The sequence below is a fragment of the Acidovorax sp. JHL-3 genome (assembly GCF_000526295.1).
In the GTDB taxonomy this organism is placed as follows: Bacteria; Pseudomonadota; Gammaproteobacteria; order Burkholderiales; family Burkholderiaceae_C; genus Acidovorax; species Acidovorax defluvii.
In genome coordinates, this window is record NZ_JAFU01000001.1 from 70990 (window position 1) to 97795 (window position 26806).

At 64.9% G+C, this 26806-nt stretch carries 25 protein-coding genes; 12 read left to right on the plus strand and 13 right to left on the minus strand.

The features are described 5' to 3' along the window. Positions 1 to 160 precede the first annotated feature (160 nt). Positions 161 to 817, minus strand: a complete 657-nt coding sequence (locus K226_RS0100320) for a DsbA family oxidoreductase (RefSeq protein WP_024812881.1) — start codon at positions 815 to 817, stop codon at positions 161 to 163. 274 nt (positions 818 to 1091) lie between these two features. Between K226_RS0100320 and K226_RS0100325 the strand changes: the two genes are divergently transcribed. From K226_RS0100325 to groL, 4 genes are all read left to right on the plus strand, one after another. Further along, positions 1092 to 2063, plus strand: coding sequence for a YcjF family protein (locus K226_RS0100325; RefSeq protein ID WP_024812882.1), 972 nt, complete (start codon positions 1092 to 1094; stop codon positions 2061 to 2063). A gap of 348 nt (positions 2064 to 2411) precedes the next feature. Further along, positions 2412 to 3671: an SPOR domain-containing protein gene (locus K226_RS0100330; RefSeq protein ID WP_024812883.1), complete on the plus strand. Its 1260-nt coding sequence runs from the start codon at positions 2412 to 2414 to the stop codon at positions 3669 to 3671. Positions 3672 to 4027: 356 nt separating this feature from the next. After that, entirely contained in the window at positions 4028 to 4318 is a 291-nt protein-coding gene (locus K226_RS0100335; RefSeq protein WP_024812884.1) for a co-chaperone GroES, read from the plus strand. Between the two features lie 174 nt (positions 4319 to 4492). Continuing rightward, positions 4493 to 6145 (plus strand): chaperonin GroEL, encoded by a 1653-nt coding sequence (gene groL, locus K226_RS0100340; RefSeq protein WP_024812885.1) that lies wholly within the window; start codon positions 4493 to 4495, stop codon positions 6143 to 6145. A 104-nt stretch (positions 6146 to 6249) separates the two neighbouring features. Here groL and K226_RS0100345 read toward each other — a convergent pair whose 3' ends face one another. After that, positions 6250 to 6561, minus strand: a complete 312-nt coding sequence (locus K226_RS0100345) for a DUF805 domain-containing protein (protein ID WP_024812886.1) — start codon at positions 6559 to 6561, stop codon at positions 6250 to 6252. Between the two features lie 278 nt (positions 6562 to 6839). On the opposite strand from K226_RS0100345, the gene K226_RS0100350 reads away from it, so the two are divergent. From K226_RS0100350 to K226_RS0100370, 5 genes are read left to right on the plus strand one after another with little or no spacing between them, the layout of a single operon-like run. Continuing rightward, positions 6840 to 7295 carry a DUF1924 domain-containing protein gene (locus K226_RS0100350; RefSeq protein ID WP_024812887.1) on the plus strand — a complete coding sequence of 152 codons (456 nt, stop codon included), beginning with the start codon at positions 6840 to 6842 and terminating at the stop codon, positions 7293 to 7295. After that, the gene (locus tag K226_RS0100355) at positions 7292 to 7798 is read left to right on the plus strand and encodes a diheme cytochrome c (RefSeq protein ID WP_035240772.1); all 507 of its coding nucleotides are present in this window, start codon (positions 7292 to 7294) and stop codon (positions 7796 to 7798) included. Before K226_RS0100350 ends, K226_RS0100355 begins: the two co-directional genes overlap by 4 nt. 8 nt (positions 7799 to 7806) lie before the next feature. Further along, positions 7807 to 8568, plus strand: a complete 762-nt coding sequence (locus K226_RS0100360; protein ID WP_024812889.1) for a cytochrome b/b6 domain-containing protein — start codon at positions 7807 to 7809, stop codon at positions 8566 to 8568. A 12-nt stretch (positions 8569 to 8580) separates the two neighbouring features. Then, positions 8581 to 9246, plus strand: coding sequence for a response regulator (locus tag K226_RS0100365; protein WP_024812890.1), 666 nt, complete (start codon positions 8581 to 8583; stop codon positions 9244 to 9246). After that, complete coding sequence (locus K226_RS0100370; protein ID WP_024812891.1) at positions 9243 to 10604, plus strand: ATP-binding protein; 1362 nt, start codon at positions 9243 to 9245, stop codon at positions 10602 to 10604. Before K226_RS0100365 ends, K226_RS0100370 begins: the two co-directional genes overlap by 4 nt. Positions 10605 to 10703: 99 nt before the next feature. Here K226_RS0100370 and eda read toward each other — a convergent pair whose 3' ends face one another. Beyond that, entirely contained in the window at positions 10704 to 11336 is a 633-nt protein-coding gene (eda, locus tag K226_RS0100375; protein ID WP_024812892.1) for a bifunctional 4-hydroxy-2-oxoglutarate aldolase/2-dehydro-3-deoxy-phosphogluconate aldolase, read from the minus strand. A 148-nt stretch (positions 11337 to 11484) separates the two neighbouring features. Next, a complete protein-coding gene (edd, locus tag K226_RS0100380; RefSeq protein WP_024812893.1) occupies positions 11485 to 13254 on the minus strand; it encodes a phosphogluconate dehydratase in 1770 nt (589 codons plus the stop codon). A 60-nt stretch (positions 13255 to 13314) separates the two neighbouring features. Between edd and K226_RS0100385 the strand changes: the two genes are divergently transcribed. Further along, positions 13315 to 14223: an SMP-30/gluconolactonase/LRE family protein gene (locus tag K226_RS0100385; protein ID WP_024812894.1), complete on the plus strand. Its 909-nt coding sequence runs from the start codon at positions 13315 to 13317 to the stop codon at positions 14221 to 14223. A 13-nt stretch (positions 14224 to 14236) separates the two neighbouring features. Here the strand turns inward: K226_RS0100385 and pgi are convergent, their stop codons facing one another. Beyond that, positions 14237 to 15799: a glucose-6-phosphate isomerase gene (gene pgi, locus K226_RS0100390; protein WP_024812895.1), complete on the minus strand. Its 1563-nt coding sequence runs from the start codon at positions 15797 to 15799 to the stop codon at positions 14237 to 14239. Positions 15800 to 15965: 166 nt separating this feature from the next. Here pgi and zwf point away from each other — a divergent pair, with 166 nt between their 5' ends. Then, on the plus strand, positions 15966 to 17420 hold the full coding sequence (zwf, locus tag K226_RS0100395) for a glucose-6-phosphate dehydrogenase (protein ID WP_024812896.1): 1455 nt from the start codon (positions 15966 to 15968) through the stop codon (positions 17418 to 17420). A gap of 60 nt (positions 17421 to 17480) precedes the next feature. Here zwf and K226_RS0100400 read toward each other — a convergent pair whose 3' ends face one another. Further along, positions 17481 to 18602, minus strand: a complete 1122-nt coding sequence (locus tag K226_RS0100400) for a beta-ketoacyl-ACP synthase III (RefSeq protein ID WP_024812897.1) — start codon at positions 18600 to 18602, stop codon at positions 17481 to 17483. A 104-nt stretch (positions 18603 to 18706) separates the two neighbouring features. Beyond that, positions 18707 to 19654 (minus strand): transaldolase, encoded by a 948-nt coding sequence (tal, locus tag K226_RS0100405; RefSeq protein WP_024812898.1) that lies wholly within the window; start codon positions 19652 to 19654, stop codon positions 18707 to 18709. A 164-nt stretch (positions 19655 to 19818) separates the two neighbouring features. Here tal and K226_RS0100410 point away from each other — a divergent pair, with 164 nt between their 5' ends. Next, the gene (locus K226_RS0100410; RefSeq protein WP_024812899.1) at positions 19819 to 20664 is read left to right on the plus strand and encodes a MurR/RpiR family transcriptional regulator; all 846 of its coding nucleotides are present in this window, start codon (positions 19819 to 19821) and stop codon (positions 20662 to 20664) included. 136 nt (positions 20665 to 20800) lie between these two features. Here the strand turns inward: K226_RS0100410 and K226_RS0100415 are convergent, their stop codons facing one another. The 6 genes from K226_RS0100415 to K226_RS0100440 form a co-directional block, all read right to left on the minus strand. Beyond that, complete coding sequence (locus K226_RS0100415; protein WP_024812900.1) at positions 20801 to 21784, minus strand: tripartite tricarboxylate transporter substrate binding protein; 984 nt, start codon at positions 21782 to 21784, stop codon at positions 20801 to 20803. Positions 21785 to 21877: 93 nt separating this feature from the next. Continuing rightward, positions 21878 to 22810, minus strand: coding sequence for an electron transfer flavoprotein subunit alpha/FixB family protein (locus K226_RS0100420; RefSeq protein ID WP_024812901.1), 933 nt, complete (start codon positions 22808 to 22810; stop codon positions 21878 to 21880). Between the two features lie 152 nt (positions 22811 to 22962). Beyond that, a complete protein-coding gene (locus K226_RS0100425) occupies positions 22963 to 23712 on the minus strand; it encodes an electron transfer flavoprotein subunit beta/FixA family protein (RefSeq protein ID WP_024812902.1) in 750 nt (249 codons plus the stop codon). Between the two features lie 38 nt (positions 23713 to 23750). Further along, positions 23751 to 24734: a nitronate monooxygenase family protein gene (locus tag K226_RS0100430; RefSeq protein ID WP_024812903.1), complete on the minus strand. Its 984-nt coding sequence runs from the start codon at positions 24732 to 24734 to the stop codon at positions 23751 to 23753. A 7-nt stretch (positions 24735 to 24741) separates the two neighbouring features. After that, positions 24742 to 25758, minus strand: a complete 1017-nt coding sequence (locus K226_RS0100435) for a tripartite tricarboxylate transporter substrate binding protein (RefSeq protein WP_051463449.1) — start codon at positions 25756 to 25758, stop codon at positions 24742 to 24744. A 26-nt stretch (positions 25759 to 25784) separates the two neighbouring features. Further along, positions 25785 to 26792 carry a tripartite tricarboxylate transporter substrate binding protein gene (locus tag K226_RS0100440; protein ID WP_024812905.1) on the minus strand — a complete coding sequence of 336 codons (1008 nt, stop codon included), beginning with the start codon at positions 26790 to 26792 and terminating at the stop codon, positions 25785 to 25787. Between the last annotated feature and the right edge of the window lie 14 nt (positions 26793 to 26806).

Genomic DNA, 26806 nt, shown 5'->3' on the forward strand with positions numbered 1-26806 from the left:
GGGCCTGCCCCTTGCATGCAGGCGGTGACAAAACCAGCCTTTGAGGATGGGTCACGCACCCGTTCGCATGGAGCACCCGGTTGGTTTTTTAATGAAATCAGCCTCTAGCCCTTACCCTTAAAGCGCTAACAGCTATTAATTTTATAGCAAATCAACCCCATCAACCCTGCGCCGCAATCTGGCGCAGCGCCTGTTCGAACACCTCCACCGGCTGCCCGCCCGAGATCAGGTGGCGGTCGTTGATGATGATCGCGGGCACCGAGTGAATGCCCTGCTGCTGATAGAACTGCTCGCGCTCGCGCACCTCGGTGGCATAGCGGTCTGAGGCCAGCAGCTCGCGGGCGGCATCAGGGTTCAGCCCCACCTCGCCCGCCACCCGCACCAGCACTTCGTGGCTGCTGGGGTCCTGCCCATCGGTGAAATACGCCGTGAACAGCGCATGTTTGAGCGCTCGCTGCAGGCCGTGCTCTTGCGCCCAGTGCAGCAGGCGGTGCGCATCAAAGGTGTTGTAGATGCGGCTGCGCTTGTCCATGCCGAAGGTGAATCCCAGCTCGGCACCGCGCGCGGCAATGGATTCGCGGTTCTTCTGGCTCTGCTCGGGCGAGGCGCCGTACTTTTCGTGCAGGTGCTCGCCAATGTCCTGGCCTTCCGGTGCCATCTGCGGGTTCAGCTCGAAAGGCTGAAAGTGCAGGTCGACCGCGACTTCATCCTTCAGCCGATCTGCCGCCTGCTCCAGCGCCTTGAGCCCGATGATGCACCAGGGGCAGGACACGTCAGAGACGAAATCAATCTTGAGGGCAGTGGGCGTGGCAGGCATGGCAAAGTGCTCCGGCGGGGAAAAGCTGCATGGTAGTGACTTGGCAATGCCTGCGCAGCCAGCGGGGCACTGCGGCTACAGGCGATGTACTTGCAGCGCATGGTTGTGCCACGCCATTGCAGGGGCACCCGCCCACAATTCCACACAAACTGTGGCGTTGAAACAAGCTTGCCTAGACTGCACCTGTGTGAGCGGCACTTGCACAGCACCGCGTTGGTGCTGCGCCAAGCCATCCGCCCCTCACCATTTTTAACGCCGCGCGAGACCTGCCACCATGACCCTGGACCAGCAAAAATCCATTCTTACCATTGCCCTTTTGGCCGCATTTGCCGACGGCAGCAAGGACGACACCGAGCGCGAGGAAATCCGCCGCCTGGCCCAGTCGCTGGCTGGCGACGCGGGCATGGCCGACCTGCCGCGCATCTACCAGGACGTGCTGCTGCAGCGCACCAGTGTGCAGGCGGCGGCCAGCGCCTTGGGTGACCCCATGCAGCGCCAGCTGGCCTACGAAATGGCGGTGTGCGTGTGCGATGTGGACGGCCGCCAGACGGCGGCCGAGCGCGACTTTCTGGCCACGCTCAAAACGGCGCTGCAACTCGATGCCCAGCAGACTGCGGCGTTTGACCAGGAAGCCGATGCGCTGGTGGATGTGGCAGAAAAAGCCATCCCGCCCACCCTGCCTGCAGTAGCAGCACCGGGTACCGCGCCCGCTGCCCCCGCCACGGGCACATCGGATGCGGACTTGGACAAATCCATCCTCAACTACGCCCTGCTCAACGGCGCACTGGAGTTGCTGCCGCAGTCGTGGGCGTCGATGGCCATCATTCCGCTGCAGGTGAAGATGGTGTATGGCATTGGCAAGGCCTACGGCGTAGAGCTGGACCAGGGCCACATCAAGGAATTCATCGCCGCCGCCGGGGTGGGCCTGACCTCGCAATACCTGGAGCAGTTTGGCCGCAAGTTGCTCGGTGGCCTCTTGGGCAAGGCAGCGAGCAAAACCCTGGGCCGCATGGGCGGTGCCGCCACCGGCATGGCGTTTTCGTTTGCCACCACCTACGCGCTGGGGCAGGTAGCCCGGCGCTACTACGCGGGCGGCCGGGTGATGAGCACGGCCATGCTGCGCGAAACCTTCCAGAACCTGCTCGGCCCCGCCAAGCAACTCCAGACGCAATACCTGCCGCAAATCCAGCAGAAGGCCGCTACGCTGGACGCAGGGCAGATCCTGGCGATGGTGCGGGGGGCATAAGCAACCCACAGGGCCGAGCCGCGCATGGTGCATGGTGCTGGGTGGCGGGACCGGTGCCATAAGGCTGGAGCCGTTCGCATTGAACTCGTGAAACGGTTTCACCCAGCGCGAACGGTGTGTGCTGCACCCCATCGGCATCATCAATTTTGATAGCTGCTAGCGCTTTACCCAAAAGGGCTAGCGGCCGTTTTGGCATATATTCCACGGCCCACGCACCTGCACTGCCAACCCGGCGCCTCCCGCACGGCCCGGCGGCCGCCTCTGCAACTGCGGGCAAGGGCCGCTGCGCCGCTGCAACACCACGGTCAAACCCCGTGGCCTGCGGATCGGCACATGCCAGAATCAGCCATGCACGCCACCACGGAATCTGCAGAAATTACCGCACAGCTGCCGTCGAAACCCCGGTCCGACAGCGCCTTGACGGCGCTTTACAGCGCCGCGCTGGGCCCCGTGCATCTATCCCGCTATCTGCCGATTTTTGCGCGCTTCGATGAGGCGGGCCGCACCACCACCAGCTGGAACTGGGCCGCCAGCCTGTGCACCCTGAACTGGATGGTGTTTCGCCAGCTGTGGGGCGCAGCGCTGGTGTATGTGGCGGCGGCCGAGGGCGTGGCACTGCTGGTGTTCGGGGTGGGACGCCCGCTGCTGGAGTGGCCCGAGGCAGTGGAATGGGGCGTGGCGGCGGCGTTTGTACTGCTCAGTTGTGCCGTGCCTGGCCTTTACGGCAATGCCCTGCTGCATGCCGATACCCACAAAAAAATAGCGCGGGCCCTTACTGCCACGCATACCCTCAACGAAGCCTGCGCACTGCTGGCGCGGCAAGCCAGCTCCTGGAAACGGCTCGCCTGGCTGGTGGCTGGCAATCTGGCCTTGGCGCTGGCCGCTGCCGGTGCCTATCTGGCCATGCCTTCCACCGGCACGGCGGGGGCAGACTCTGCCACGCCCGTTGCCCCGATTCGCCCCGTGCCTCTCACCCCCTCCGAGCCACCAGCGCCACCACCACCGCTCCCGCACCCAGCCACCATTTCGGCCCTGCCAGTAGCGTCAGAACCCGCAGCACTGCCGTCGCCAGCAGCGACCGACAGCGCCGCCCCCACCCAATTGCCCGCCTCGGAAACAATGCCCACCCCGGTGCCTGCGGCAGCTTCCGAACAGGCTCCTGCTCCTGCTCCTGCTGCTCAACCACAACCCGCCTCCTCCACCCCTCCTGCCGCAGCGCCCCTGGCGCAGGCCGCAGACAAGGCCACGCCCCCAAAACGCCTCTCGCCGCCTCAGGCCAAGGCCAGGGCATCCGCTCCCGACGCTCCGGCAGCACCGCCAGACACCACCGCCTCCGCAAGCACCGCCCAACCCCTGCCAGCAGTCGGCACTGCGCCGGGCTACTACATCAACGTTGGTCTTTTTGCCGAAGAAGCCAATGCCCGCAAGGCCCAGGCGCGGTTGCTCAACGAGGGCCTGCCTGCCTTTCGGCAGGAAACACGGGTGGGCAAAAAGCGCCGACTAAGAGTGCGGGTGGGACCCTACAGCGACCGCGCTGACGCCGACGCCGCCGCCATCACCATCCGCGCCATGGGGCTGGATGCGCTGGTGGCCCGGCAGGGGGCCTGAGTAAGCTCAATGACTCCGATCCACATGATTGGGAGCAAAAACAGGCGCAAGTGCTTGCTGGCATTGCCCAATTAGCCTATATTTTTGCGGCACTCAACCCCCCGCATAAACGCACGGCCAGGTGAGCGCAACACGGTCTGGCCAGGGCACACCCATCAGGGTGACTGCACGCTGCAACCCCACCCAAAATCCCCCGCTCGCACAGGGGCGTCTTGAAATGGCCACAAATGCCCGTATCATTAGCACTCACCCCAAACGAGTGCTAACAAGGCGCTGGTGCGGAGGAAGTTTGGTGGCGTCCGAAACTTCGGGCGCTTGTAATCCGGCTATTTTTTTCAGTCAACAGGAGCAATGCAATGAATCTTCGCCCTCTGCACGATCGCGTGATCGTCAAGCGTATCGAAAGCGAAACCACGACCGCCTCCGGCATCGTGATCCCTGACAACGCCGCTGAAAAGCCTGATCAAGGTGAAGTGCTGGCCGTCGGCCCCGGCAAGAAGAACGACAAGGGCGAGCTGATCGCCCTGAACGTGAAGGTCGGCGACCGCGTTCTGTTCGGCAAGTACTCGGGCCAGACCGTCAAGGTCGGCGGAGACGAACTCTTGGTCATGAAAGAAGACGACCTGTTCGCCGTTGTCGAGAAGTAATTGCTACTGCGCGGCCCACATGCGTCGTTGGGCGGTGCTCGGAGTCCTCACGTACAGGGAGTACGTTCCGGTTCCTGCGCTCCGTCCGCCTAGCCTGTGAACCGCTCGCTACGCAATTCTTTTCCCGACACAGTCATCTGTTTCACAAATTTTTAGATATTCAGGAGCTCCATCATGGCAGCAAAAGACGTAGTTTTCGGCGGCGAAGCCCGCGCACGCATGGTTGAAGGCGTGAACATTTTGGCCAACGCGGTCAAGGTGACTCTGGGCCCCAAGGGTCGCAATGTGGTGCTGGAGCGCTCGTTCGGCGCCCCTACCGTGACCAAGGACGGTGTGTCCGTGGCCAAGGAAATCGAACTCAAGGACAAGCTGCAGAACATGGGCGCCCAGCTCGTGAAGGAAGTGGCCTCCAAGACCAGCGACAACGCGGGTGACGGCACCACCACCGCCACCGTGCTGGCACAAGCCATCGTTCGCGAAGGCTTCAAGTACGTGGCCGCCGGTATCAACCCGATGGACCTCAAGCGCGGTATCGACAAGGCTGTGACGGCCCTGGTTGCCGAGCTGAAGAAGGCTTCCAAGCCCACCACCACCTCCAAGGAAATCGCACAGGTCGGCTCGATCTCTGCCAATTCCGACGAAACCATCGGCAAGCTGATCGCTGACGCCATGGACAAGGTTGGCAAGGAAGGCGTGATCACCGTGGAAGACGGCAAGTCGCTGGAAAGCGAACTGGACGTCGTGGAAGGCATGCAGTTTGACCGCGGCTACCTGTCGCCCTACTTCATCAACAACCCCGAAAAGCAATCCGCGATTCTGGACAACCCCTTCGTGCTGCTGTTCGACAAGAAGATCAGCAACATCCGCGACCTGCTGCCCACGCTGGAGCAAGTTGCCAAGGCTGGCCGTCCGCTGCTGATCATTGCCGAAGAAGTCGAAGGCGAAGCCCTGGCTACCTTGGTCGTGAACACGATCCGCGGCATCCTGAAGGTGGTGGCTGTGAAGGCACCTGGCTTCGGCGACCGTCGCAAGGCCATGCTGGAAGACATCGCCATCCTGACGGGCGGCAAGGTCATCGCTGAAGAAGTGGGCCTGACCCTCGAAAAGGTGACGCTGGCCGACCTCGGCACGGCTGCCCGTATCGAAGTGGGCAAGGAAAACACCATCATCATCGACGGCGCTGGCGCTGCTGCTGACATCGAAGCCCGCGTCAAGCAAGTGCGCGTGCAGATCGAAGAAGCCACGTCCGACTACGACCGCGAAAAGCTGCAAGAGCGCGTGGCCAAGCTGGCCGGCGGTGTGGCCGTGATCAAGGTCGGCGCTGCCACCGAAGTCGAAATGAAGGAAAAGAAGGCCCGCGTGGAAGACGCACTGCACGCAACGCGCGCAGCTGTGGAAGAAGGCGTTGTGGCCGGTGGTGGCGTGGCCCTGCTGCGTGCCAAGCAAGCCGTTGGCACCTCCATCAAGGGTGACAACGCTGACCAGGACCATGGCATTGCCCTGGTGCTGAAGGCCATCGAAGCGCCTCTGCGCGAAATCGTGAACAACGCCGGCGGCGAAGCCTCGGTGGTGGTGAACGCTGTGTTGGCCGGCAAGGGCAACTTCGGCTTCAACGCTGCCAACGACAGCTACGGCGACATGCTCGAACTGGGCATTCTGGACCCCACCAAGGTCACCCGCACGGCGCTGCAAAACGCAGCATCGGTGGCATCGCTGCTGCTGACGACCGAGTGCATGGTGGCTGACGCACCGAAGGAAGAAGCCGGTGCTGGCGGCGGCATGCCTGACATGGGCGGCATGGGTGGCATGGGCGGCATGGGCATGTAATTGCCTGGTCCTCGCGCAGCCGCGCTGGCTGCGCAGCCCCACGAAAAGCCCGCAGGTCTTTTGGCCTGCGGGCTTTTTTCATGCCACGCGGCGAGGGGCTGCGTTTAGGCGTTGGCCGACGCGTCGCTGGGCTGCACCCACCAGTACAGCAGCACCAGAAAACCGATACCGGTGAGCAGCAGCAGTTGCCACCAGCCCGTGCGGCCGATGTCGTGCAGGCGGCGGGCGCCCACGGCCAGTGCCGGCAACAGCAACGCCAGCGATGCGATGCCGTTGATCACATCGCCCAGCATGCCGGTGGCCGCCATGACCAGCACCTGGAACAGAAAAAACCACCAAAACTCGGAGCGTGATGCACGCCCCGTGAACGTGGCGTACTGCCCCAGACACGACCTGATTGCCTGAACAAAATCCATGGTGAATTCCCTCTGTCTTGGTTGAATGCTGACGAATTGCGGGCGAGTGCCCCGAAGCATGATAGGCGGGCAGTGCGACAAGTGCGTGTGCGTGGCCACGTCCGTCGGATCGCTGCAGCGGCGTCGACCCGCACCCCCATTTGCTATTATTTTAATAGCTATTAGCGCTTTATACATAAGCACCAGAGGCAATTTTGACCATTATTTTGACGAAATGACCTGCGGCGGCCTTGGCGCTCCTTAAGCCATTCTTCATGCCCGCCCTGCACCATGGCGGCATGCAAAAACAACACCCCATCTCTCTCGCACGCATGGTTGCGCTGCTCGCGCTGACCTTTGCCCTGGTACCGGCCCACGCCGGCGACACCACCGCCGCCTCGCAGATGCAGCGCTGGAGCGATGTTTCCGGCAAGTCGGTCAACGCCGAGCGCGGCCGCGTCTTCTTCACCAGCCGCCATGGTGGCGAATGGTCGTGCGCCTCGTGCCACGGCAATCCGCCCACCACGCCCACACGCCACGCCAGCACGGGCAAGACGATCACCCCGCTGGCGCCGGCGTTCAACCCCGAGCGCTTTACCGACCAGGCCAAGGTGGACAAATGGTTTCGCCGCAACTGCAACGATGTGTTGAGCCGCGAATGCACCGCCGTCGAAAAGGCCGATGTACTGGCCTGGCTGCTGCAGTTCGACGCCAAAAACCCACCCCCACCCGCCCCCGCCAAGGACAAGCCATGAACCGCAACGCCTTGATGATTCCCCCCGCACCGCTCCTGCGCACCACTGGCCGTTTTGCCACGCTGCTGGCGCTGGCCTGCGCACTGCCCGCCGCCTGGGCCGACAGCCGCGAGATGCCCGCCAGCGCCATGCTGCCGGCCTACAAGCAGGAGTGCGCCGCCTGCCACATGGCCTACCCGCCCGGCATGCTGCCCGCCAGTTCGTGGAGCCGCATGATGAACGGGCTGGACCAGCATTACGGCACCGACGCCTCGCTGGATGCGGCCATGGTGCGCCAGATCGGCACCTGGCTCGAAGCCCATGCCGGCACCTACAAGCGCGTGCGCGAGGCGCCGCACCAAGACCGCATTAGCCAGTCCGCCTGGTTTGAGCGCAAGCACCGCGACGTGGAGCCGGCGGTGTGGAAGCGCGCCGCCGTGGGCAGCCGCGCCAACTGCATGGCCTGCCACACCCGCGCCGACCAGGGCGACTTTGACGACGACCGCGTCCGCATTCCGAAGTGAGAACCGCCATGACTTCTGACACCCTTTCTACCGCCTCGCCCTCTTCAGCTTCCGCGCCGTCCCCGGCGCAAGCGCAAACGCCCCGGCCTGCCACCCGCCGCGTGGTCGATGCCACCACGCGCATGCTGCACTGGCTGATGGCGCTGAGCTTCACGGTGGCCTACATCACCGCCGACGGCGAGCGCTGGCGGCTGGTTCATGTCACGCTGGGCTACACGCTGGCCGGGCTGGTGGTGGCGCGCGTGCTGTGGGGCCTGTTCGGGCCGCGCCAGACCCGCCTGTCGGTGCTGTGGCGCAAGCTGCAAGGGGTGCCGGCGTGGCTCAAATCCATGGCCGCCGTGAGCTCGCCCACAGCACTTCAGGCCACCTGGCGCCCGGGGCAAAACCTGCTGATGGCACTGGCCGTGGCGCTGATCCTGGCGCTGGTAGCGCCGCTCTCCCTCAGCGGCTACGCGGTGTGGGACGAATGGGGCGGCGAATGGCTGGAGGAAGTGCACGAGTTTTTTGGCAACACCCTGCTGTTCGTGGTGCTGGCGCACATCGGCCTGATCGCCCTCTTGAGCGCGCTGCGCCGCAAGAACCAGGCACTGCCCATGCTGACGGGCCGCGTGCAAGGCCCTGGGCCCGACCTGGCCAAACACAACCACCGCGCCTTGGCAGCCCTGGTGCTGGCCTGTGTGCTGGGGTTCTGGGCATGGCAGTGGAACAACGCTCCGGTGCAACCGGCTGGTGCCAGCTGGAGCGAGAATCACGACGATGACGACGATTGACTGAAGGCCCCCATGCGCATCCTGCTGGCCGAAGACGACGAATTGCTGGGCTCGGGCATCCGCGCCGGCCTGGCGCAAAACGGTTTCCAGGTGGACTGGGTGCGCGATGGCGTGGCCGCCGAGCGCGAGCTGGCCACCGGCGCCTACCAGGCTGCCGTGCTGGACCTGGGCCTGCCACGGCTGGACGGCATGGAGGTGCTGCGCCAGGTGCGCGCACGGCGCAACACCACGCCCGTGCTGGTGCTGACGGCCCGCGACGCCGTGCCCGCCCGCATTGCCGGGCTGGATGCGGGCGCTGACGACTACCTCATCAAGCCCATCGACCTGCATGAGCTGGCCGCCCGCCTGCGCGCCCTGGTGCGGCGCGCGCACGGCCAGAGCGAAACCCGGCTGGTCGCTGGCAACGTGGCGCTGGACCCGGCCGCCCACCAGGTGCTGGTGGATGGCCAACCCGTGGAGCTGTCCAACCGCGAATACGACCTGCTGCACGCGCTGCTGCTGAACGCCGGGCGTGTGCTCAGCCGCGAACAGCTGGAGCAGCGCCTGTACCAGTGGGGCAGCGAAATCAACAGCAACGCCGTCGAGGTGCACATCTACCACCTGCGGCGCAAGCTGGGCGCGGCCCTGATCGAGACCGTGCGCGGCGTGGGCTACCGCATCGCACGGGAGCCGGCATGAGCAGCGCTGCCGCCCCCCGCACGCCACGCTCGCTGCAGACCCGGCTGCTGACCACGGTGCTGACGCTGGTGCTAGTGGCTTGGGGCATTGCCGCAGCGCTGGCCTGGCACGAAACCGACGAAGAAGTCAGCGACCTGCTCGATGCGCATCTGGCGCAGACCGCCGCATTGCTGCGCCTGCAACCGCTCGACGAGCTGGACGAAAGCCGCCTGAACGAAGCCCCCGAGCTCGACAAACACCAGCCGCGCGTGGTGTTCCAGCTGTGGCACGAAGACCAGCTGCTGGCCCGCTCGGCCAGCGCGCCGCAGGAGCCCCTGACGCAGCGGCGCAAGCGGGGCTTTGCGGACAGCCAGGTGGATGGCAAGGCCTGGCGCGTGTTCGTCACCCAGGGGCGAGAAAGCGATGTACGCATTGTGGTGGGCGAGCTGCAATCGGTGCGCCGCGAGATCGTGCAGGCCAGCCTGACCAGCATCCTCAAGCCCATGGCGTGGGCGCTGCCGCTGCTTGCGCTGGGCATCTGGTGGGCAGTGCGCGGGTCGGTGCAGCCGCTGGGCCGACTGGGGCACGCCGTGGCCGCGCGCCAGCCGCAGTCGCTGGCGCCGTTATCCCCTGAAGGTGTGCCGCCCGAGGTGCTGCCGCTGGTCACGGCGCTGAACGAGCTGTTCGAGCGCATGGCCCGGCTGCTGGCCACAGAGCAGCAATTCACCGCCGACGCGGCGCACGAGTTGCGCACCCCCATTGCCGGCATCCGCATGCAGGCCCAGGTGGCGCAAGGCGCCACCAATACGCAAGAGCGCGCCACGGCACTGCAGGCCACGGTGCAAGGCTGCGACCGTGCCACCCGGCTGGTGGAACAACTGCTGCAACTGGCCCGGCTCGACGCCGAAGCCACCCCCGACAGCGGGAGCAGCGCGCCGCTGGCCGACGTGGCGCGCCAGGTGGCCGCCGATCTGCAGGCCACGGCAGAGCGCCGGCAGCAGCGCATCGTGCTGCGCGAGCCCATGGCGCCCGGCGTGCACATCCCGTTGCCCGAGCCCCTGGCGCGCGTACTGCTGCGCAACCTGCTGGACAACGCCTTGCGCTACAGCCCGGAGGGTGCCGAGGTGCAGCTGCAGATAAACGAGCTAGGCGATGGCCACGCGCAATTGAGCGTGGAAGACAGCGGCCCCGGCCTCACACCCGAAGAACAAGCGCGCCTGGGAGAACGGTTTTTTCGCGTGCTGGGCACCGGCCAAAGCGGCAGCGGACTGGGCTGGTCCATCATCCAGCGCATTGCGCGCCTGCACCATTTGCAGGTCGGCACCGACACCAGCCCGGGGCTGGGTGGGCTGCGCGTCACGGTGCGCTGGAAGCCTTAGCCCGGCATTCTCCGCAGCCACACCGCACCAAAATTACTCCATTTTTAATAGCTGCCAGCGCTTGTTAAATAAGCGCTAGAGCCACTTTCCATCAATATTTCAGTCGCCACCACGCCCCAAGGCCTGCGCGGCCCGTGCCAGCTGGGTGATGCGCGCCCAGTCGCCAGCACGCACCGCATCGGCGGGCGTGAGCCACGAACCGCCCACGCAGCGCACGTTGGGCAGCGCCAGGTAGTTGGGGGCGGTGATCGGGGTGATACCCCCCGTGGGGCAAAAGCTCACCTGGCCAAACGGGCTGGCCCAGGCCTTGAGCAGCGGGATGCCGCCCACCGTCTCGGCCGGAAACAGCTTGAGGAACGAGAAACCGTCGGCCAGCGCCGCCATGATCTCGCTGGCCGTGGCCACGCCGGGCAGCAGGGGCAGGTTCAGGCCCTGGCAGGCTCGGCCCACTTCGGACGTGTAACCCGGGCTCACGGCAAAGCGGGCACCCGCCTCGCTGGCACGGCGAGCATCGTCCGCATGGAGCACCGTGCCCACGCCCACCACAGCCTCGGGCAACTGGCGGGCAATGGCTTCGATGGCCGGCAGAGCCACCGGCGTGCGCAAGGTCACCTCCAGCACTTTCACACCACCGGCCAGCAGCGCCTCGGCCAGGGGCAGCGCGTCGGCCACGCGGTCGATCACGATCACCGGGATGACGGGGCCATGGCTGGCGATATCAAGCGGGTTCATAAGTGTTGTGTTCCTGAGGACTGGGTGCCGCGCACGGCGGTTGAAACGGTCGCGATGCAAAGCCAGGGCCACCGTGGAACTGGCTTTGCCAGGCCAGTGGTGGCGTCCCCCCGGGGGGATGACGCGAAGCGGCTCAGGGGGCCAGCCTTTACATCCATGTGCAGGCTCCTTGTTCTGCACCGCCTGCATGGCGGCGAAAGTTGGCGAATAGCTCGCGGCCAAAGCCGGTGGCAGCGGGGGCGTTGTACGGCGCGGGCGTGCGGGCAGCCCACTCGGCTTCATCCACCAGCACATCCAGCGTGCCGGCCACCGCATCCACACGCACGATGTCACCGTCGCGCACCCTGGCAAGCGGGCCACCGGCCAGCGCCTCGGGCGTGACATGGATGGCAGCGGGCACCTTGCCCGACGCGCCACTCATGCGCCCATCGGTCACCAGCGCCACCTTGAAGCCCTGGTTTTGCAGCACGGCCAACGGCGGGGTGAGCTTGTGCAGCTCGGGCATGCCATTGGCCTGCGGGCCCTGAAAGCGCACCACGGCCACCATGTCCTGCTGCACCTCGCCTGCGCTGAAGGCGGCGAGCAAGGCCTCTTGCGAATCAAACACACGCGCAGGCGCCTCGATGATGTGGCGGTCTTCGGGCACGGCTGAGACCTTGATCACCGCACGGCCCAGGCGCCCTTGCAGCAAGCGCAGCCCGCCGGTGGGCGAGAACGGCAGAGTCACGGGGCGCAGCACGGTTTCGTCGCCCGAAACCGCCGGGGCCCCCTGCCCGCCTGCGGCAATGCCACCGGCGTTCACGCTCATCACATCGGGGTGCATGAGGCCGCCAGACAACAGCTCGCGCAGAACCCAGGCAGGGCCGCCTGCCGCCTGGAACTGGTTCACATCGGCATCGCCATTGGGGTACACGCGGGCCAGCAGCGGCACAGCAGACGACAGCTCATCAAAGTCGGACCAGTCAATCAGAATGCCCGCACTGCGCGCAACGGCCACCCAGTGGATGAGGTGGTTGGTGGAACCGCCCGTGGCCAGCAGCGCCACCATGGCATTGACGATGCAGCGCTCGTCCACCAGCCGCCCGATGGGTGTGAACCGCTGGCCGCGTTTGCCGATGTCCAGCACCGTGCGCAGGGCCTGGCGCGTGAAGGCTTCGCGCTCTTCGGTGCCCGGTGGCGCAAACGCAGCGCCGGGCACATGCAGGCCCATGGCTTCGAGCAGCATCTGGTTGCTGTTGGCCGTGCCGTAAAACGTGCAGGTGCCGGGGCTGTGGTACGAGGCCGTTTCGGCCTGGAGCAAATCTTCGCGCCCCACCAAGCCCTGGGCGTACTGCTCACGCACCTTGGCCTTGTCCTTGTTGGGCAGCCCGGTACCCATGGGCCCGGCAGGCACAAACACGCAGGGCAAATGTCCGTAGTGCAACGCGCCAATCAAAAGGCCCGGCACGATCTTGTCGCACACACCCAGCAGCAGTGCGCCATCAAAAACATCATGGGACAGCGCTACCGCAGTGGCCATGGCAATGGCATCGCGCGAGAACAGCGACAGCTCCATGCCGGGCGTGCCCTGCGTGACGCCGTCGCACATGGCGGGCACGCCGCCAGCCACCTGCACCGTGGCCTGGTGGCGGGCCGCTTCGTCGCGCAGGATGGCGGGATAGCTCTGGTAGGGCTGATGGGCCGACAACATGTCGTTGTACGCCGTCACAACGCCGATGTTGGGGGCCTTTTCAACCGTGACCCGGAACTTGTCGGCGCCCGGCAATGCGGCGAAGGCATGGGCCAGATTGGCGCAGCCCATGCGGTCTTGGGAGGGTTGGCGGTGGATCATGGAATCCACGCCGACTAGATAGGCGGCGCGGGTGCCTGCGCTGCGCTGGGTGATGCGAGCCGTCACGCGCGCTACAACTGAATGCATGGGATGCTCCATCCGGATATCGACCTAGAATGTAATTTGATAACACCTCCGGATCAAGCAATGCCCTTGCAAGCACTCCCGTTGCCACCCTCTGAGCTGGGTGAGTCACCGTTCTGGCATCCACTGGAGAAGCGGCTGTATTGGTGCGATATTGCGGGCTTCTCGGTGAATGCATGGGAACCCGGCACCGGTCGCACCTGGCAATGGAAGACGCCGTCCGAGCCCGGATGCTGCGCCCCGTCGGAGGATGGAAAAATAGTAATCGGGTTACGCGATGGTTTTTACAGCCTGACCACCTCCACAGGTGCATTGGCTTGCCTGGCCACCCTGCCGGCCGATGCGCACAACACCCGGCTGCTGCGCCTGAACGATGGCAAATGCGACACCGCCGGGCGGTTCTGGGCCGGCTCCATGATCACCCCGCGCACGCAACCCGATGCCGCCTTATGGCGCCTGGACTGCGCCATGGGCCGATGCGCCATCGACCGCATGGCGGGCGACAACTTCACGGCCAATGGCCTCGCCTTCAGCCCCGACAACCGCTGGATGTATTGGTCCAACACCCCCGAACACCGCATTGACCGCTTTGCGTTCAACGCCGCCACAGGGAGCCTCAGTGATCGGCAACCCTGGGCCCGCTTCGCCCCCAAGGTGGTCGGCGAGCCCTATGGTGGCCGGCCCGATGGCGCCAGCGTGGACGTAGACGGCAACTATTGGGTGGCCATGTACGAAGGGGCCAGCATTGTGCAGCTGTCGCCTTCGGGCGATGTGCTGCAGCGCATCCCCACGCCCGTGCAATGCCCCACCATGGTGTGCTTTGGCGACGATGACCTGCGCACGCTCTATGTCACCTCGGCGCGTGCCGGGCGGCCCGTCAGCGAATGCGAGGCGGCGATTCCGGCGGGCTCGCTGCTGCGCATGCGGGTAGACACTCCGGGTCTGCCGGTGAACTTTTTTCGACCCTGCTGAGGGGACGCCGGTCTCAGCCCCGCAGGCGGTTCAGCAAGCCTGCCGTGGAGGCATCCAGCCCCGAGGCATCGCCGCTGGCCAGGCGCTGGAGCAAGTCGCGCGCCAGCACCTTGCCCAGTTCCACGCCCCACTGGTCGAAGCTGTTGATGCCCCACAGGGCGCCGCTGACAAACACCCGATGCTCCTGCAAGGCAATGAGCGCCCCCAGCGACTCGGGTGTGAGGGACTCCAGCAACAAAAAGGTGCTGGGCCGGTTGCCGGGAAAATGCCGTTGCCCATCATCGCTGGCCTTGCCCACCATCAGCGCTTGCGCTTGCGCCAGGGCGTTGGCCAGCACCTGCCCATGGTGACCCACCAGAGCGTGCGATGGTTTGCGCACGGCCACGATTTCCAGCGGCAGCACATCCGAGCCCTGGTGCAGCATCTGGAAAAAAGCATGCTGCCCGTTGGTGCCCGGCTCGCCCCAGACAACCGGCGAGGTGGCATAAACCAGGGCCTCGCCACTGGTGGCCACGCGCTTGCCGTTGCTTTCCATTTCGAGCTGCTGCAAGTAGGCCGCCCAGCGCCGCAGCCCGGCGTGATACGGCGCGACACAACGGCTGGTGAAGCCATGGAAATTGCGGTACCAGACATCCAGCACGCCCAACCGTACGGGCAGGTTCACCTCCAGCGGCGCCGTGCGAAAGTGCTCGTCCATGGCATGCCCGCCGGCCAGCAACCCCCGAAAACCAGCAGCGCCAATTGATATGGCCAGCGGCAGGCCAATGGACGACCACAAGGAATAGCGCCCGCCCACCCACTCCCAAAAACCAAACGTGGTGGTGATACCCAGGGCTTTCGCCGCGTCGACCTGCGTGGTGAGCGCCACAAAATGGCGCGCCACATCCGTGCCACCCTGCTGGGCAAACCAGTCCAGGCACGAACGTGCGTTGGTCATGGTTTCTGCCGTGGTGAAGGTTTTGGAGGCCACCAGGAACAAGGTGCTTTGCGGCCGCAGCAGCCGCAGCACGCCCGCCAGCTCGTGACCATCGGCGTTGGAAACGAAGTGAAACCGCTTGCCCGGCGCGCGGTAGGCATCCAGCGCCAGCACGGCCATGTGCGGCCCCAGGTCCGAGCCGCCGATGCCGATGTTCACCACGTCGGTGATGCCCTCGTCAGCGCGCATGCGGTCGGCAAAAGCCAGCATGGCGTCCAGCGTGGAGTGCACCTCGACCAGGCTCTCGGCCACTCCGGGCAGATCACCCGGCAGCACCTGCCCTGGCGGACGCCGCAGCAGGGTGTGCAACACCGCACGGCCCTCGGTGGTGTTGATGGGCTCGCCGTGCAGCATGGCGTCGCGGTGCTGTTCCAGCCCGCACGAGCGCGCCATGTCTAGCAGCAGCGCCTCGGTGGTCGGGTCCCAGAGGTTCTTGGAAAGATCGGCAAACAGGTGGGGTGCCACCTGGCTGAAATGTTCAAAACGCCCGGTGTCCTCGGCAAAAGCCTGGCGCAGATCAAGACGCGCACCCTGCGCTGAAAAATGGGCCTTCAACAAGGGCCACTGGGGCGTCTGATCACAACGAAGAAACTCGGACATGTCGATGGTGCGCAAACAAAAAAGGTAATCAGATTACAAAAATCTCAAACGGCAAAAAACTGCAAACCCCAAGAAAATCAGGCCCAGACGACGAACGCCAAGCACCAATGTAACGAGATTACAATTTGCAACCTGATGCAGCCTCGCCCCATCGCCGGAGACCCCCATGAGTTTTGACCTCGTCCTGTTTGGCGGCACCGGCGACCTCGCCTGGCGCAAACTCCTGCCCGCGCTGTTCCAGGCCTTTCGGCACGGCACGCTGCCCGAAGGTGGCCGCATTATCAGCGTGGCGCGGGACGATCTTACCGACGATCAATACCGCAGCCGAATCCAGATGCGCTTTGACGATGTCGAGTTGGCCAAACGCCCGACACCTCAGGAGTTTTCGCGCTTCGCGGCACTGCTGCACCACCTTCGCATGGACCTGTCGCAACCGCAGGATTATGGGCGGCTGGCCGACATGATCAAGGCCCGCAATGCCGACTCGCTGGTGATGTATGTCGCCACGGCGCCCAGTCTTTTCACGACCGTCTGCGAGCAGATCGCGGCCGTCGGACTGAACGGCCCCGCCACCCGCGTGGTGCTCGAAAAACCCCTGGGCCATGACCTGCAATCGAACCGCGCCATCAACGAGGCACTGCGGCACGTGCTGCGGGAAGACCAAGTGTTTCGCATCGACCACTACCTAGGCAAGCCGTCGGTGCAGAACCTCTTTGCCATGCGCTTTGGCAATGCGTTGTTCGAGCCCCTGTGGCGGCGCGAAACCATTGCCAACATCCAGATCACCATCGCCGAAGAACTGGGCGCGGAAACCCGCGGCGCCTTCTACGACCAGACGGGCGCCCTGCGCGACATGGTGCAAAACCATGCCCTGCAATTGCTGTGCGCCATTGGCATGGAACCGCCCATCAACGCCAGCGCCAACGCCATTCGCGACGAGAAACTCAAGGTGCTGCAATCGCTCAAGCCCTGGAGCCCCGACACCATCGGCCAGCATGTGGTGCGGGGGCAATATGCCGCCGGCACGCGCCAGGGCCAGGCCGTTGCGGGTTATTTGCAGGAAAGCGGCGTTGCCCCGGGCAGCACCACAGAGACCTTTGTGGCCCTGCGCACCGAAATTTCCAACTGGCGCTGGGCGGGCGTGCCATTTTTCATCCGCACCGGCAAACGCCTGGCCAGCCGCAACGCCCATATCGTGGTCAACTTCCGGCCCGTGCCCCACCCGATTTTCAAGACCCCTGCGGGCGCTGCCAACCGCCTGGTGATCCACCTGCAGCCCAAGGACGGGCTGGAATTGCACCTGCTGGCCCAGGGCGCCGCGCAGCACCAGACCGAACCCGCCCTGGCGCCGGTGCACCTGAACCTCGACTTTGACCAGCGCTTTGGCACCGAGCGCGTGGGCGCCTACGAGCGCCTGCTGCTGGACGTGATCGCAGGGCGGCTGAACCTGTTTGTGCGCAGTGACGAGCAGGAAGAAGCCTGGCGCTGGGTGGAGCCCATTCTGGAGCACTGGCGCACCGACCCGCACGCCCCCAGGCCCTACGCAGCCGGCAGCTGGGGCCCCAGCGCCGCCAGCGCCATGATCGCGCGCGACGGATTTTGCTGGAGCGAAGAAGTCTGAGATTTCCCGCGCCGGTGGCTCACGCAGCCACGGCGACGCAATGGCGGCAAAGGGAAAGGGTCAGCGCTTGCGAACCACCACGCTACCGATGGAATAGCCCGCGCCAAAGGAGCAGATCACGCCCAGATCACCGGCAGCCAGGTCGTCCCGGTGCTTGTGAAACGCAATGATGGAGCCCGCCGATGCGGTGTTGGCGAACTCGTCCAGGATCAGGGGGGCCACGTCAGCACCCGCATCCGCGCCCACCAACTTCTTGATGACCAGCTGGTTCATTCCATGATTGGCCTGGTGCAGCCAATAGCGGCGCACGGCCGTCGGTGCCTGCTCCAGCGCGGCCAGATGGGCCTCGATGTGGGCGGCAGCCAGCGGCACCACTTCCTTGAACACTTTGCGGCCTTCCTGGCGGAAGGTCTTGTCGCGCGCGTTCGGGTCGCTGTCCTCGCAGCGGTTGAGAAAGCCGAAGTTGTTGCGGATGCTGTTGGAGAACTGGGTGGCCAACTTGGTGCCCAGCACTTCCCACTGGTCGGCCGAGGTGGCGCAGTCGGCCCGCTCGACAATCACCGCCGTGCAGACATCGCCAAAGATGAAATGGCAATCACGGTCGCGCCATTCGTGGTGGCCCGAGGTGATCTCCGGGTTGACCACCAGCACGCACTTGGCGCTGCCGGTACGCACGGCGTTGACGGCCTGCTCGATGGCAAAGGTGGCCGATGAGCAGGCCACATTCATGTCAAACCCATAGCCGCTCGCCCCCAGCGCCTGCTGGATCTCGATGGCCATGGCCGGGTAGGCGCGCTGCATGTTGGCCGCCGAGCACAGCACGGCATCAATCTGGTCGCCGGTCTTGCCGGCGGCATCCAGCGCCTTGCGCGCGGCATCCACGGCAATCTCGGCCATCAGCGAGAGCTGGTCGTCGGGCCGCTCGGTAAAGCGCGGGTACATGCGGGAAGGGTCCAGCACGCCGGATTTTTCGAGCACATAGCGCTGCTGGATGCCGGAGGCCTTTTCGATGAATTCGACGCTGGAATAGGTCAACGGCTCGCGCACGCCTGCGGCGATTTCGTCGGCAAGGCGCGCGTTTTCCTGGTCCACATAGCGGTTGAAGGCTTCAACCAGCTCGGCATTGGTAATGGTGTACGGGGGCTGGTAAATGCCGGTTCCGCTGATGATAACTGAGTGCATGAATCAATTCCTGTTGCCTGAACTCCAGGCAGGGTGCGCAAGTGTAACGAGCCAGGGCAAGGGCTGCGCGAGTGCCGGGTGCGCGCCAGCGCAGCCCTACGCGCTCAGGCCGCCTGGATGAGTTTTTCCAGCTTTACGGCATCTGCCGCGAAGCTGCGAATGCCCTCGGCCAGCTTTTCGGTGGCCATGGCGTCTTCATTCAGCGCAAAGCGGAAACCCGATTCGTCGAACTGGACCGCAGGCAGCGGCATGGTGCGGGCTGCCTCGGCATTGAGCGCCGGTTGCAAGGGAACCTCCGAGGCCGCGAGCTGTGCCAGCAGCTCGGGGGCGATGGTCAGCAGGTCGCAGCCGGCCAGCGCGGTGATCTGGCCAATGTTGCGAAAGCTCGCGCCCATCACCTCGGTGGCAATGCCGAAATGCTTGTAGTGGTTGTAGATCTGGGTGACCGATTGCACGCCCGGGTCGTTGGCGCCGCTGCGCGCGGCCTCGTCCCAGCTGGCACCGGCCTGTTTTTTGTACCAGTCGTAGATGCGCCCGACAAACGGCGAAATCAATTGCACCTTGGCCTGCCCGCAGGCAACCGCCTGGCAAAACGAGAACAGCAGCGTGAGGTTGGTGTGAATGCCGCGCTGCTCCAGTTTTTCTGCGGCCTTGATGCCTTCCCAGGTGGCCGCCACCTTGATGAGCACCCGGTCGATGTGAATGCCCTGCGCCTGGTACAGCTCGATGATCCGCTCCGCCCGCGTGACGGTGGCGCTGGTGTCAAAGCTCAGGCGCGCATCCACTTCGGTGGACACCCGCCCCGGAATGGTGGCCAGGATCTCGCATCCAAAGCGCACCAGCAGCCGGTCGATCACCTCATCCATGGGGCGATCTTTCCATTGGGCCACGGTAGACTGCAGCAAAGGCGCGTATTCGGGCTTTTGCACGGCCTTGAGGATCAGCGACGGGTTGGTGGTCGCATCCTGGGGCTGGAATTGCGCCAGCTGCTTGAAGTCGCCGGTATCGGCGACCACGGTGGTGAACTGTTTGAGGGCGTCAAGCTGATTCATGGCAAAAGTCTCATGGGGTGGACAGTGGACAAGCAGGCCCGGAAGCATTTTTGCGAGGGCGACGGCAACCCCCAAGTGTAGACGGCCCGTTACCGAGACGGCCCCGGGCATGAAACCGCGTTACATTGGCGCACCCTCGTTTCTGACTTTTCCGTGGATTTGACATGCTGGACCGCATCACCGCCTCCCTGCCTTCCCTGGCCCCCGCCGAGCAGCGCGTGGGCCGTCTGGTGCTGGAGGACGCACGCGCATTTGCCCGCCTTCCGGTGCGCGAGCTGGCCGCGCGCGCGCAGGTCAGCAAGCCCACCGTGGTGCGCTTTTGCCGCAGCATGGGCTACGACGGCCTGGCCGATTTCAAGCTCAAGCTCGCCGGCAGCGTGAGCGAAGGCGTGCCCTTCATTCACCGCAGCGTGGACGCCGACGACAAGACCGGCGATGTGCTGGTCAAGGTGGTGGACAACGCGGTGGCCGCCTTTTTGCAATACCGCAACGCGGCCAGCACGCTGGCCATTGAACGCGCTGCCGAGGCCATCACCAGCACCTGGAAAGCGGGAAAGCGCATCGAGTTTTATGGCGCGGGCAATTCCGGCTTCGTGGCGCAGGATGCGCAGCACAAGTTCTTTCGCCTGGGCGTGACATCCATCGCCACCAGCGACGGCCATATCCAGGTAATGAGCGCCACCCTGCTCGGCCCGGGCGACTGCGCGGTGATCATCTCCAACTCGGGCCGCACGCGCGACCTGATGGACGCGGCAGACATCGCGCGCAAGAACGGCGCCACCACCATTGCCATCACCGCCAGCGGCTCACCCCTGGCAACCGCCTGCGCCATCCACCTGGCCGCCGACCACCCCGAGGGCTACGACCGCTACAGCCCCATGGTGTCGCGCCTGCTGCACCTGCTGGTGATTGACGTGCTGGCCACGTGCGTGGCGCTGCGCATCGGACCATCGCTGCAACCGGTGCTGCAGCAGATAAAGGACAACCTGCGCGCCAAGCGGTATACATGAAGCCCCCTGAGGCTCTGCGCGCCATCCCCCTCAGGGGGACGCCACCGGTGGCCCGGCAAAGCCGGTTCCACGGTGGCACTGGTGTGGGGCGCGCCCTGGTCAGGGGGTTTAGGGATGCCCAGCCGCTGTCCGGGCCTTAGTCCAGCGTCACCCCGGCGTCCCGAATCACCTTGCCCCACTTGGTCGTCTCCGACGCGAGAAACGCGTCGCAGGCCTCGGGCGTGGTGCCTTCGGCAAACGTGCCCATGGTTTCCAGCTTGGCGCGGGTTTCTTCGCTGTGGATGATCTGGTTCACTGCCTCCGACATGCGCTTGACGATGTCGCGCGGTGTGCCTGCCGGGGCAATCATGCTGGCCCAGGTGCTGCCCAGCATGCCGGGAATGCCCTGCTCCACGAAGGTCGGCACATCGGGCAGGATGGGCAGGCGCTTTTCGCTGGCCACACCGATGAGGTGGATGCGACCGGCCTTGGCGGGCTGGATCAGGTTGGGTGGCGGGTCGAGGAACAGCGGCACCTGGCCGCCCAGCAGATCGGCCAGCGCGGGCGACGCACCCCGGTACGGTATGTGGACCATGTAGGTCTTGGTCAGCGTCTTGAGCAACTCGCTGGTCAGGTGCGCCGCCGAGCCGCTGCCCGACGAGGCAAAGCTCACCTTGCCGGGGTTGGCCCTGGCGTAGGCCACCAGCTCCTTGGTGTTCTTGAACGGCGCATTGCCAGACACCGCCGCCACCAGGGGCGACACGCCCATCAATGAAACCCCCACCAGATCCTTGCGCGCGTTGTAGGGCAGCTTGGGGTAGAGCGTGGTGTTGGCCGTGAAGGCCGGAATCACGACACCAAAGGTGTGCCCGTCGGGCGCCGATTTGGCCACCGCATCGACACCGATGATGCTGTTGGCACCGGGCTTGTTGTCAATCACCACGGGCTGACCCAGCTGCTTTTGCAGGCCCACCTGCAGCAGGCGCGCCATCTGGTCGGTAAAGCCACCGGCCGTGTAGGGCACGATGATCTTGATAGGCTTGCTCGGCCAGGCCGATTGCGCCAGCGATGGCAGGGCCACGCTGGCCAGTGCGGCGGTGCCGGCCTGCACCAGGGTGCGGCGGGAAAGTTTCACGCTCATGGGTTTGTCTCCGTTCTGTTTCTAGATAAATACTGACGCTAGCGCTTATGGAATAAGCGTCAACAGCTATAATAATAATAGCATCTGCAGGCGTTACAGCGCCTTGACCAGTTCCGGCACGGCCGCAAACAGATCCGCCTCCAGCCCATAGTCGGCCACGCTGAAGATCGGCGCCTCGGGGTCCTTGTTGATCGCCACGATCACCTTGGAGTCCTTCATGCCCGCCAGGTGCTGGATAGCGCCCGAGATGCCCGCTGCGATGTACAGCTGCGGCGCCACGATCTTGCCGGTCTGGCCCACTTGCCAGTCGTTGGGCGCGTAGCCCGCGTCCACTGCAGCGCGGCTGGCGCCCAGAGCTGCACCGAGCTTGTCGGCCAGCGGGGTCATGACTTCGTCGAACTTTTCCTTGCTGCCCAGGGCGCGGCCGCCGGAGACGATGATCTTGGCGGCGGTGAGTTCGGGCCGGTCGCTCTTGGCGATTTCGCTGCCCATGAACTTGCTCTTGCCGTCGTCTGCTGTGGCAGCGGCGGTTTCCACTGGTGCGGTGCCTCCCGTGGCGGCGGCGGCGTCAAAGCCGGTGGTGCGCACGGTGATGATCTTGACGCTGTCTGCGCTTTGCACGGTGGCAATGGCGTTGCCGGCGTAAATGGGGCGCTCGAAGGTGTCGGCCGCGATCACTTTGGTGATGTCGCTGATCTGGGCCACGTCGAGCTTGGCGGCCACGCGGGGGGCCACGTTCTTGCCGCTGGCGGTGGCCGGGAACAGGATGTGGCTGTAGTTGGATGCGATGGCCAGCACTTGCGCGGCAACGTTTTCTGCCAGGCCGTGTTCGAGACCAGGGGCGTCGGCGTGGATGACTTTGGCAACGCCGGTGATCTGGGCGGCTGCCTGTGCGGCGGCGGCTGCGTTGTGGCCGGCCACCAGCACGTGCACATCCCCACCACAGGCCACAGCGGCGGTGACGGTGTTGAGGGTGGCGCCTTTGATGGTGGCGTTGTCGTGTTCAGCAATAACGAGAGTTGTCATGACAGTCGTCTTTCTCTTGAATCTTGGAGGGTGTCGGCATCAACCGCGGTCTTCGATCAACCGGGGCCGATGCGCGGGACACCGAGGAAGGGCCGCCCCGCACCGAGGGTGTCGTCCCCCTTGGGGGGAAGGCGCAAAGCGACTCAGGGGGGTCAAATCACTTTTGCTTCGTTCTTGAGTTTGTCGACCAGGGCAGCCACATCAGCCACCTTGATGCCGGCGCCGCGTTTGGCAGGCTCGCTGACCTTCAGGGTCTTCAGGCGCGGGGCCACGTCCACGCCAAGGTCTTCGGGCTTCATGGTGTCCAGCTGCTTTTTCTTGGCCTTCATGATGTTGGGCAAGGTGACGTAGCGGGGCTCGTTCAGGCGCAGGTCGGTGGTGATGACGGCAGGCAGGCTCAATGCCAGGGTTTCCAGGCCGCCGTCGACTTCGCGGGTGACGCTGACGCTGTCCGCCGAGAGTTCGACTTTGCTGGCAAAGGTGGCCTGGGGCAGGTCGGCCAGGGCAGCGAGCATCTGGCCGGTCTGGTTGGCGTCGTCGTCGATGGCTTGTTTGCCCAGGATCACGAGCGATGGCTGTTCCTTGTCGATCAGCGCTTTCAAGAGCTTGGCCACGGCCAGCGGCTGCAGGTCGGCGTCGGTTTCCACCAGGATGGCGCGGTCGGCGCCGATGGCCATGGCGGTGCGCAGGGTTTCCTGGCACTGGGCCACGCCGCAGCTCACCGCGATGACTTCGGTCACCAGGCCTTTTTCTTTGAGGCGCACGGCTTCTTCGACGGCGATTTCGTCAAAGGGGTTCATGCTCATCTTGACGTTGGCTGTGTCCACACCGCTGCCGTCCGATTTGACGCGGACTTTCACGTTGTAGTCCACCACGCGTTTGACAGGGACAAGAATTTTCATGGGAGATCTTTCCTTGGGGGGTTCCAGAAATAAACGGGCTAGGCCGTCGGGCGCAACAGCCCGGCCAGCCGTTCGCTGATGAGCGTATCGGCCTGGGCCATGATGGAGTCGATCAATTGCTGCACGGTGGGCACGTCGTGGATCAAGCCGGCCACCATGCCGCACGACCAGACGCCCGCCTCCATGTCGCCATCCTGCATGATGCGCGGATAGACGCCCGCCACCTCGGGCGCAATGTCTGCGAAGGTGATGGCCGCGCCCAGTTCGCGCTCTTTTTGCAGCAGGCGCTCGGCGGCACCATTGGTCAACACACGCTCGGTGTTGCGCAGCGGGCGCATGACCAGGCGGGTGTCGAGCTCGCTGGCCGCCACGATGGCGCGCTTGACGTTGTCGTGCACGGGCGCCTCTTGTGTGGCAATGAAGCGTGTGCCCATGTTGATGCCCTCGGCGCCCAGCGCGAGCGCGGCCACCAGCGAGCGGCCATCGGCCATGCCGCCCGAGGCGACAAAGGGAATCTTCAACGCCTCTGCCGCACGCGGCAACAGGATGAAGTTGGGCACATCGTCCTCGCCCGGATGGCCACCGCATTCAAAGCCATCGACGCTGATGGCGTCGCAGCCAATGGCCTCGGCCTTGAGTGCGTGGCGCACCGAGGTGCACTTGTGAATGACCTTGATACCGGCGTCCTTGAGGGCGGGCAGCCACTTTTGCGGGTTGTTGCCCGCCGTTTCCACCACTTTCACGCCGCCGTCGATGATGGCTTTCACGTAGCCGGGGTAGTCGGGCGGGTTCACCGATGGCAAAAAGGTCAGGTTGACGCCGAAGGGCTTGTCGGTCATGGCGCGGCAGCGCGCAATCTCGCGCGCCAGCAGCTCGGGTGTGCGCTGCGTGAGGCCGGTGATGATCCCCAGGCCGCCCGCGTTGGAGACCGCCGCAGCCAGCTCGGCCAGGCCGACATGGTGCATGCCGCCCTGGATGATGGGGTGCGCTATGCCAAACAGCTCGGTAATGCGTGTCTTCATGACGGCGTTACTCGGAGGCAATGCCCTTATCGCGGATCAGCTGGCCCCAGCGGGTGTAGTCCTGCTGCACGCGCTGGCCCAGCTGCGCCGGGGTCTGGAAATGGGCGATGGCACCGGCGTTCAGCAGCTTGTCCTGCACTTCCTTCTCGGCCAGGATCTGCTGCACTTCGTTTGCAATGCGATCGACCACCGCCTTGGGTGTGCCCAAAGGCGCCAGCAGGCCGCCCCACGACACGGCGTCATAGCCCTTGATGCCCTGCTCGGCAATGGTCTTGACGTCGGGCAGCATGGTCACGCGCTGGGGCGAGCCCACGGCAATGGCGCGCAGCTTGCCGGCCTGGATGTGTGGCAACGCAGCCACCAGGTCGGCATACATCACGGGCACCTGGCCGCCGATGGTGTCGGTGATGGCCGGCACGCCGCCCTTGTAGGGCACATGCTGCATGTCAAAGCTGGCCATCTGCTTGAGCAGCTCCATGCTCAGGTGGCCAAAACTGCCCGCGCCCGAGCTGGTGTAGTTGAGTGGCGTCTTTTGCGCCTTGGCGTTGGCAATCAGGCCCTTGAGGTCGGTCACATCGGGCAGCAGCTTGGGGTTGACCACCACCACGATGGGCAGGTCATACACCGTGGCCACGGGCGTGAAATCTTTCACCGTGTCGTAGCCCGCCTTCTTGTACAGGTGCGGCGCCAGCATGGTGGGTGTGGCCAGCATCATCAGCGTGTAGCCGTCCGCAGGGCTTTTGCTGACCTGGGCTGCGGCAATCGACCCCGAGGCGCCTGCCTTGTTCTCGATGAGCACGGTTTGCTTGAGGCGCTCGCCCAGCTTCTGTCCGACGATGCGCGAGGCCGTGTCGGTGGGGCCACCCGCCGGGAAAGGCACCACCAACTTGACCATTTTGTCGGGCCAGGCCGCCTGCTGGGCCATGGCGCTGCCGATCAGCAGCGGCGCGGCGGCCAGCGCCAAAGCGGCGCGGCGGGTGAAACGGGCGAGGGGTGCGGTGCGGGAAATGGTGGAAAAGGTCATGGTGTCTCCTGAAAACAATGGGGGTCTCAATCCAGCCGGGCGCCAGCGGCCTCGACCAGGGCTTTCCAGATGGGCATGTCGCGCTGGTAGTTCTGCTGAAACTCTTGCGGGCTGTTCATCATGGGCAAAAAGCCCGCAGCTGCAATGCGCTCAACCACCTTGGGGTCTTTGGCCACTTCGCGCAGGTGGGCAGAAAGCTGGTCCACGATGTCTTTCGGGATGCCCGCCGGTGCACCCATGGCCACCCAGCCAAAGATGGAATAGGCGTCGTCCTGCACGCCTTGCTCAAAGATGGTGGGCACCTTGGGCAGGATGTCCATGCGCTGCTTGCCGGTGACGCCAATGGCCTTGACGCGGCCCGAGTCGATGAAGGGCTTGGTATTGAGCGCGCTCGAAAAGCACAGCTGCAACTGGCCGCCAATCAGCTCCTGGATCATGGGCGCCTCGCCCTTGTAGGCGACGTGCACCATGTCGCTGTCTGTGGTTTTGCTCATGTACGCGCCCGCCAGGTGGGCATACGAGCCCGTACCCCAGGAGCCATACGACAGCTTGCCCTTTTGGGCCTTCACATAAGCCAGCAGCTCTTTCATGTTGTTGGCGGGCACCGAGGGGTGCACCACCAGCGTCACCGGCGCCGCGGCCACCTGGGTGATCAGCGCCAGGTCCTTTTGCGGGTTGTAGGGCAGCTTGGTGTACAGAAACTGGTTGATCAGCATCGAGGTGCTGAGCGTCAGCAGCAAGGTGTGGCCATCGGCCGGTGCCTTGGCCACGGCATCGGTGCCCAGAATGCCTGCCGCGCCGCCCTTGTTGTCCACCACCACGGGCTGGCCGATGCGCTTGGACAGGGCCTCGCCCACGGTGCGGGCAATGATGTCGGTGGCGCCGCCCGCGTTGAAGGGCACCACCAGCCGGATCGGCTTGGTGGGCCAGGCGGCCTTGCCCGTTTGTGCCAGTGCCGTGCCCAGCAGGCCCGTGCTGCCCAGTGCGGCCATGCCTTGCAGCACGCTGCGGCGCTTGATTGGCGAAAGGTTCATAAAAATCTCCTCTT

Bases quoted from the DNA above. Each gene is read 5' to 3' on its own strand.
- eda (WP_024812892.1), bottom strand. From the start codon at position 11,336: ATGAACCCGCTTGATATCGCCAGCCATGGCCCCGTCATCCCGGTGATC.
- K226_RS0100345 (WP_024812886.1), bottom strand. From the start codon at position 6,561: ATGGATTTTGTTCAGGCAATCAGGTCGTGTCTGGGGCAGTACGCCACG.
- K226_RS0100330 (WP_024812883.1), top strand. From the start codon at position 2,412: ATGCACGCCACCACGGAATCTGCAGAAATTACCGCACAGCTGCCGTCG.
- K226_RS0100360 (WP_024812889.1), top strand. From the start codon at position 7,807: ATGACTTCTGACACCCTTTCTACCGCCTCGCCCTCTTCAGCTTCCGCG.
- K226_RS0100365 (WP_024812890.1), top strand. From the start codon at position 8,581: ATGCGCATCCTGCTGGCCGAAGACGACGAATTGCTGGGCTCGGGCATC.
- K226_RS0100435 (WP_051463449.1), bottom strand. From the start codon at position 25,758: ATGACCTTTTCCACCATTTCCCGCACCGCACCCCTCGCCCGTTTCACC.
- K226_RS0100320 (WP_024812881.1), bottom strand. From the start codon at position 817: ATGCCTGCCACGCCCACTGCCCTCAAGATTGATTTCGTCTCTGACGTG.
- K226_RS0100420 (WP_024812901.1), bottom strand. From the start codon at position 22,810: ATGACAACTCTCGTTATTGCTGAACACGACAACGCCACCATCAAAGGC.
- edd (WP_024812893.1), bottom strand. From the start codon at position 13,254: ATGCATTCAGTTGTAGCGCGCGTGACGGCTCGCATCACCCAGCGCAGC.
- tal (WP_024812898.1), bottom strand. From the start codon at position 19,654: ATGAATCAGCTTGACGCCCTCAAACAGTTCACCACCGTGGTCGCCGAT.
- K226_RS0100355 (WP_035240772.1), top strand. From the start codon at position 7,292: ATGAACCGCAACGCCTTGATGATTCCCCCCGCACCGCTCCTGCGCACC.
- K226_RS0100400 (WP_024812897.1), bottom strand. From the start codon at position 18,602: ATGCACTCAGTTATCATCAGCGGAACCGGCATTTACCAGCCCCCGTAC.
- K226_RS0100335 (WP_024812884.1), top strand. From the start codon at position 4,028: ATGAATCTTCGCCCTCTGCACGATCGCGTGATCGTCAAGCGTATCGAA.
- groL (WP_024812885.1), top strand. From the start codon at position 4,493: ATGGCAGCAAAAGACGTAGTTTTCGGCGGCGAAGCCCGCGCACGCATG.
- K226_RS0100370 (WP_024812891.1), top strand. From the start codon at position 9,243: ATGAGCAGCGCTGCCGCCCCCCGCACGCCACGCTCGCTGCAGACCCGG.
- pgi (WP_024812895.1), bottom strand. From the start codon at position 15,799: ATGTCCGAGTTTCTTCGTTGTGATCAGACGCCCCAGTGGCCCTTGTTG.
- K226_RS0100350 (WP_024812887.1), top strand. From the start codon at position 6,840: ATGCAAAAACAACACCCCATCTCTCTCGCACGCATGGTTGCGCTGCTC.
- K226_RS0100440 (WP_024812905.1), bottom strand. From the start codon at position 26,792: ATGAACCTTTCGCCAATCAAGCGCCGCAGCGTGCTGCAAGGCATGGCC.
- K226_RS0100425 (WP_024812902.1), bottom strand. From the start codon at position 23,712: ATGAAAATTCTTGTCCCTGTCAAACGCGTGGTGGACTACAACGTGAAA.
- zwf (WP_024812896.1), top strand. From the start codon at position 15,966: ATGAGTTTTGACCTCGTCCTGTTTGGCGGCACCGGCGACCTCGCCTGG.
- K226_RS0100410 (WP_024812899.1), top strand. From the start codon at position 19,819: ATGCTGGACCGCATCACCGCCTCCCTGCCTTCCCTGGCCCCCGCCGAG.
- K226_RS0100385 (WP_024812894.1), top strand. From the start codon at position 13,315: ATGCCCTTGCAAGCACTCCCGTTGCCACCCTCTGAGCTGGGTGAGTCA.
- K226_RS0100430 (WP_024812903.1), bottom strand. From the start codon at position 24,734: ATGAAGACACGCATTACCGAGCTGTTTGGCATAGCGCACCCCATCATC.
- K226_RS0100325 (WP_024812882.1), top strand. From the start codon at position 1,092: ATGACCCTGGACCAGCAAAAATCCATTCTTACCATTGCCCTTTTGGCC.
- K226_RS0100415 (WP_024812900.1), bottom strand. From the start codon at position 21,784: ATGAGCGTGAAACTTTCCCGCCGCACCCTGGTGCAGGCCGGCACCGCC.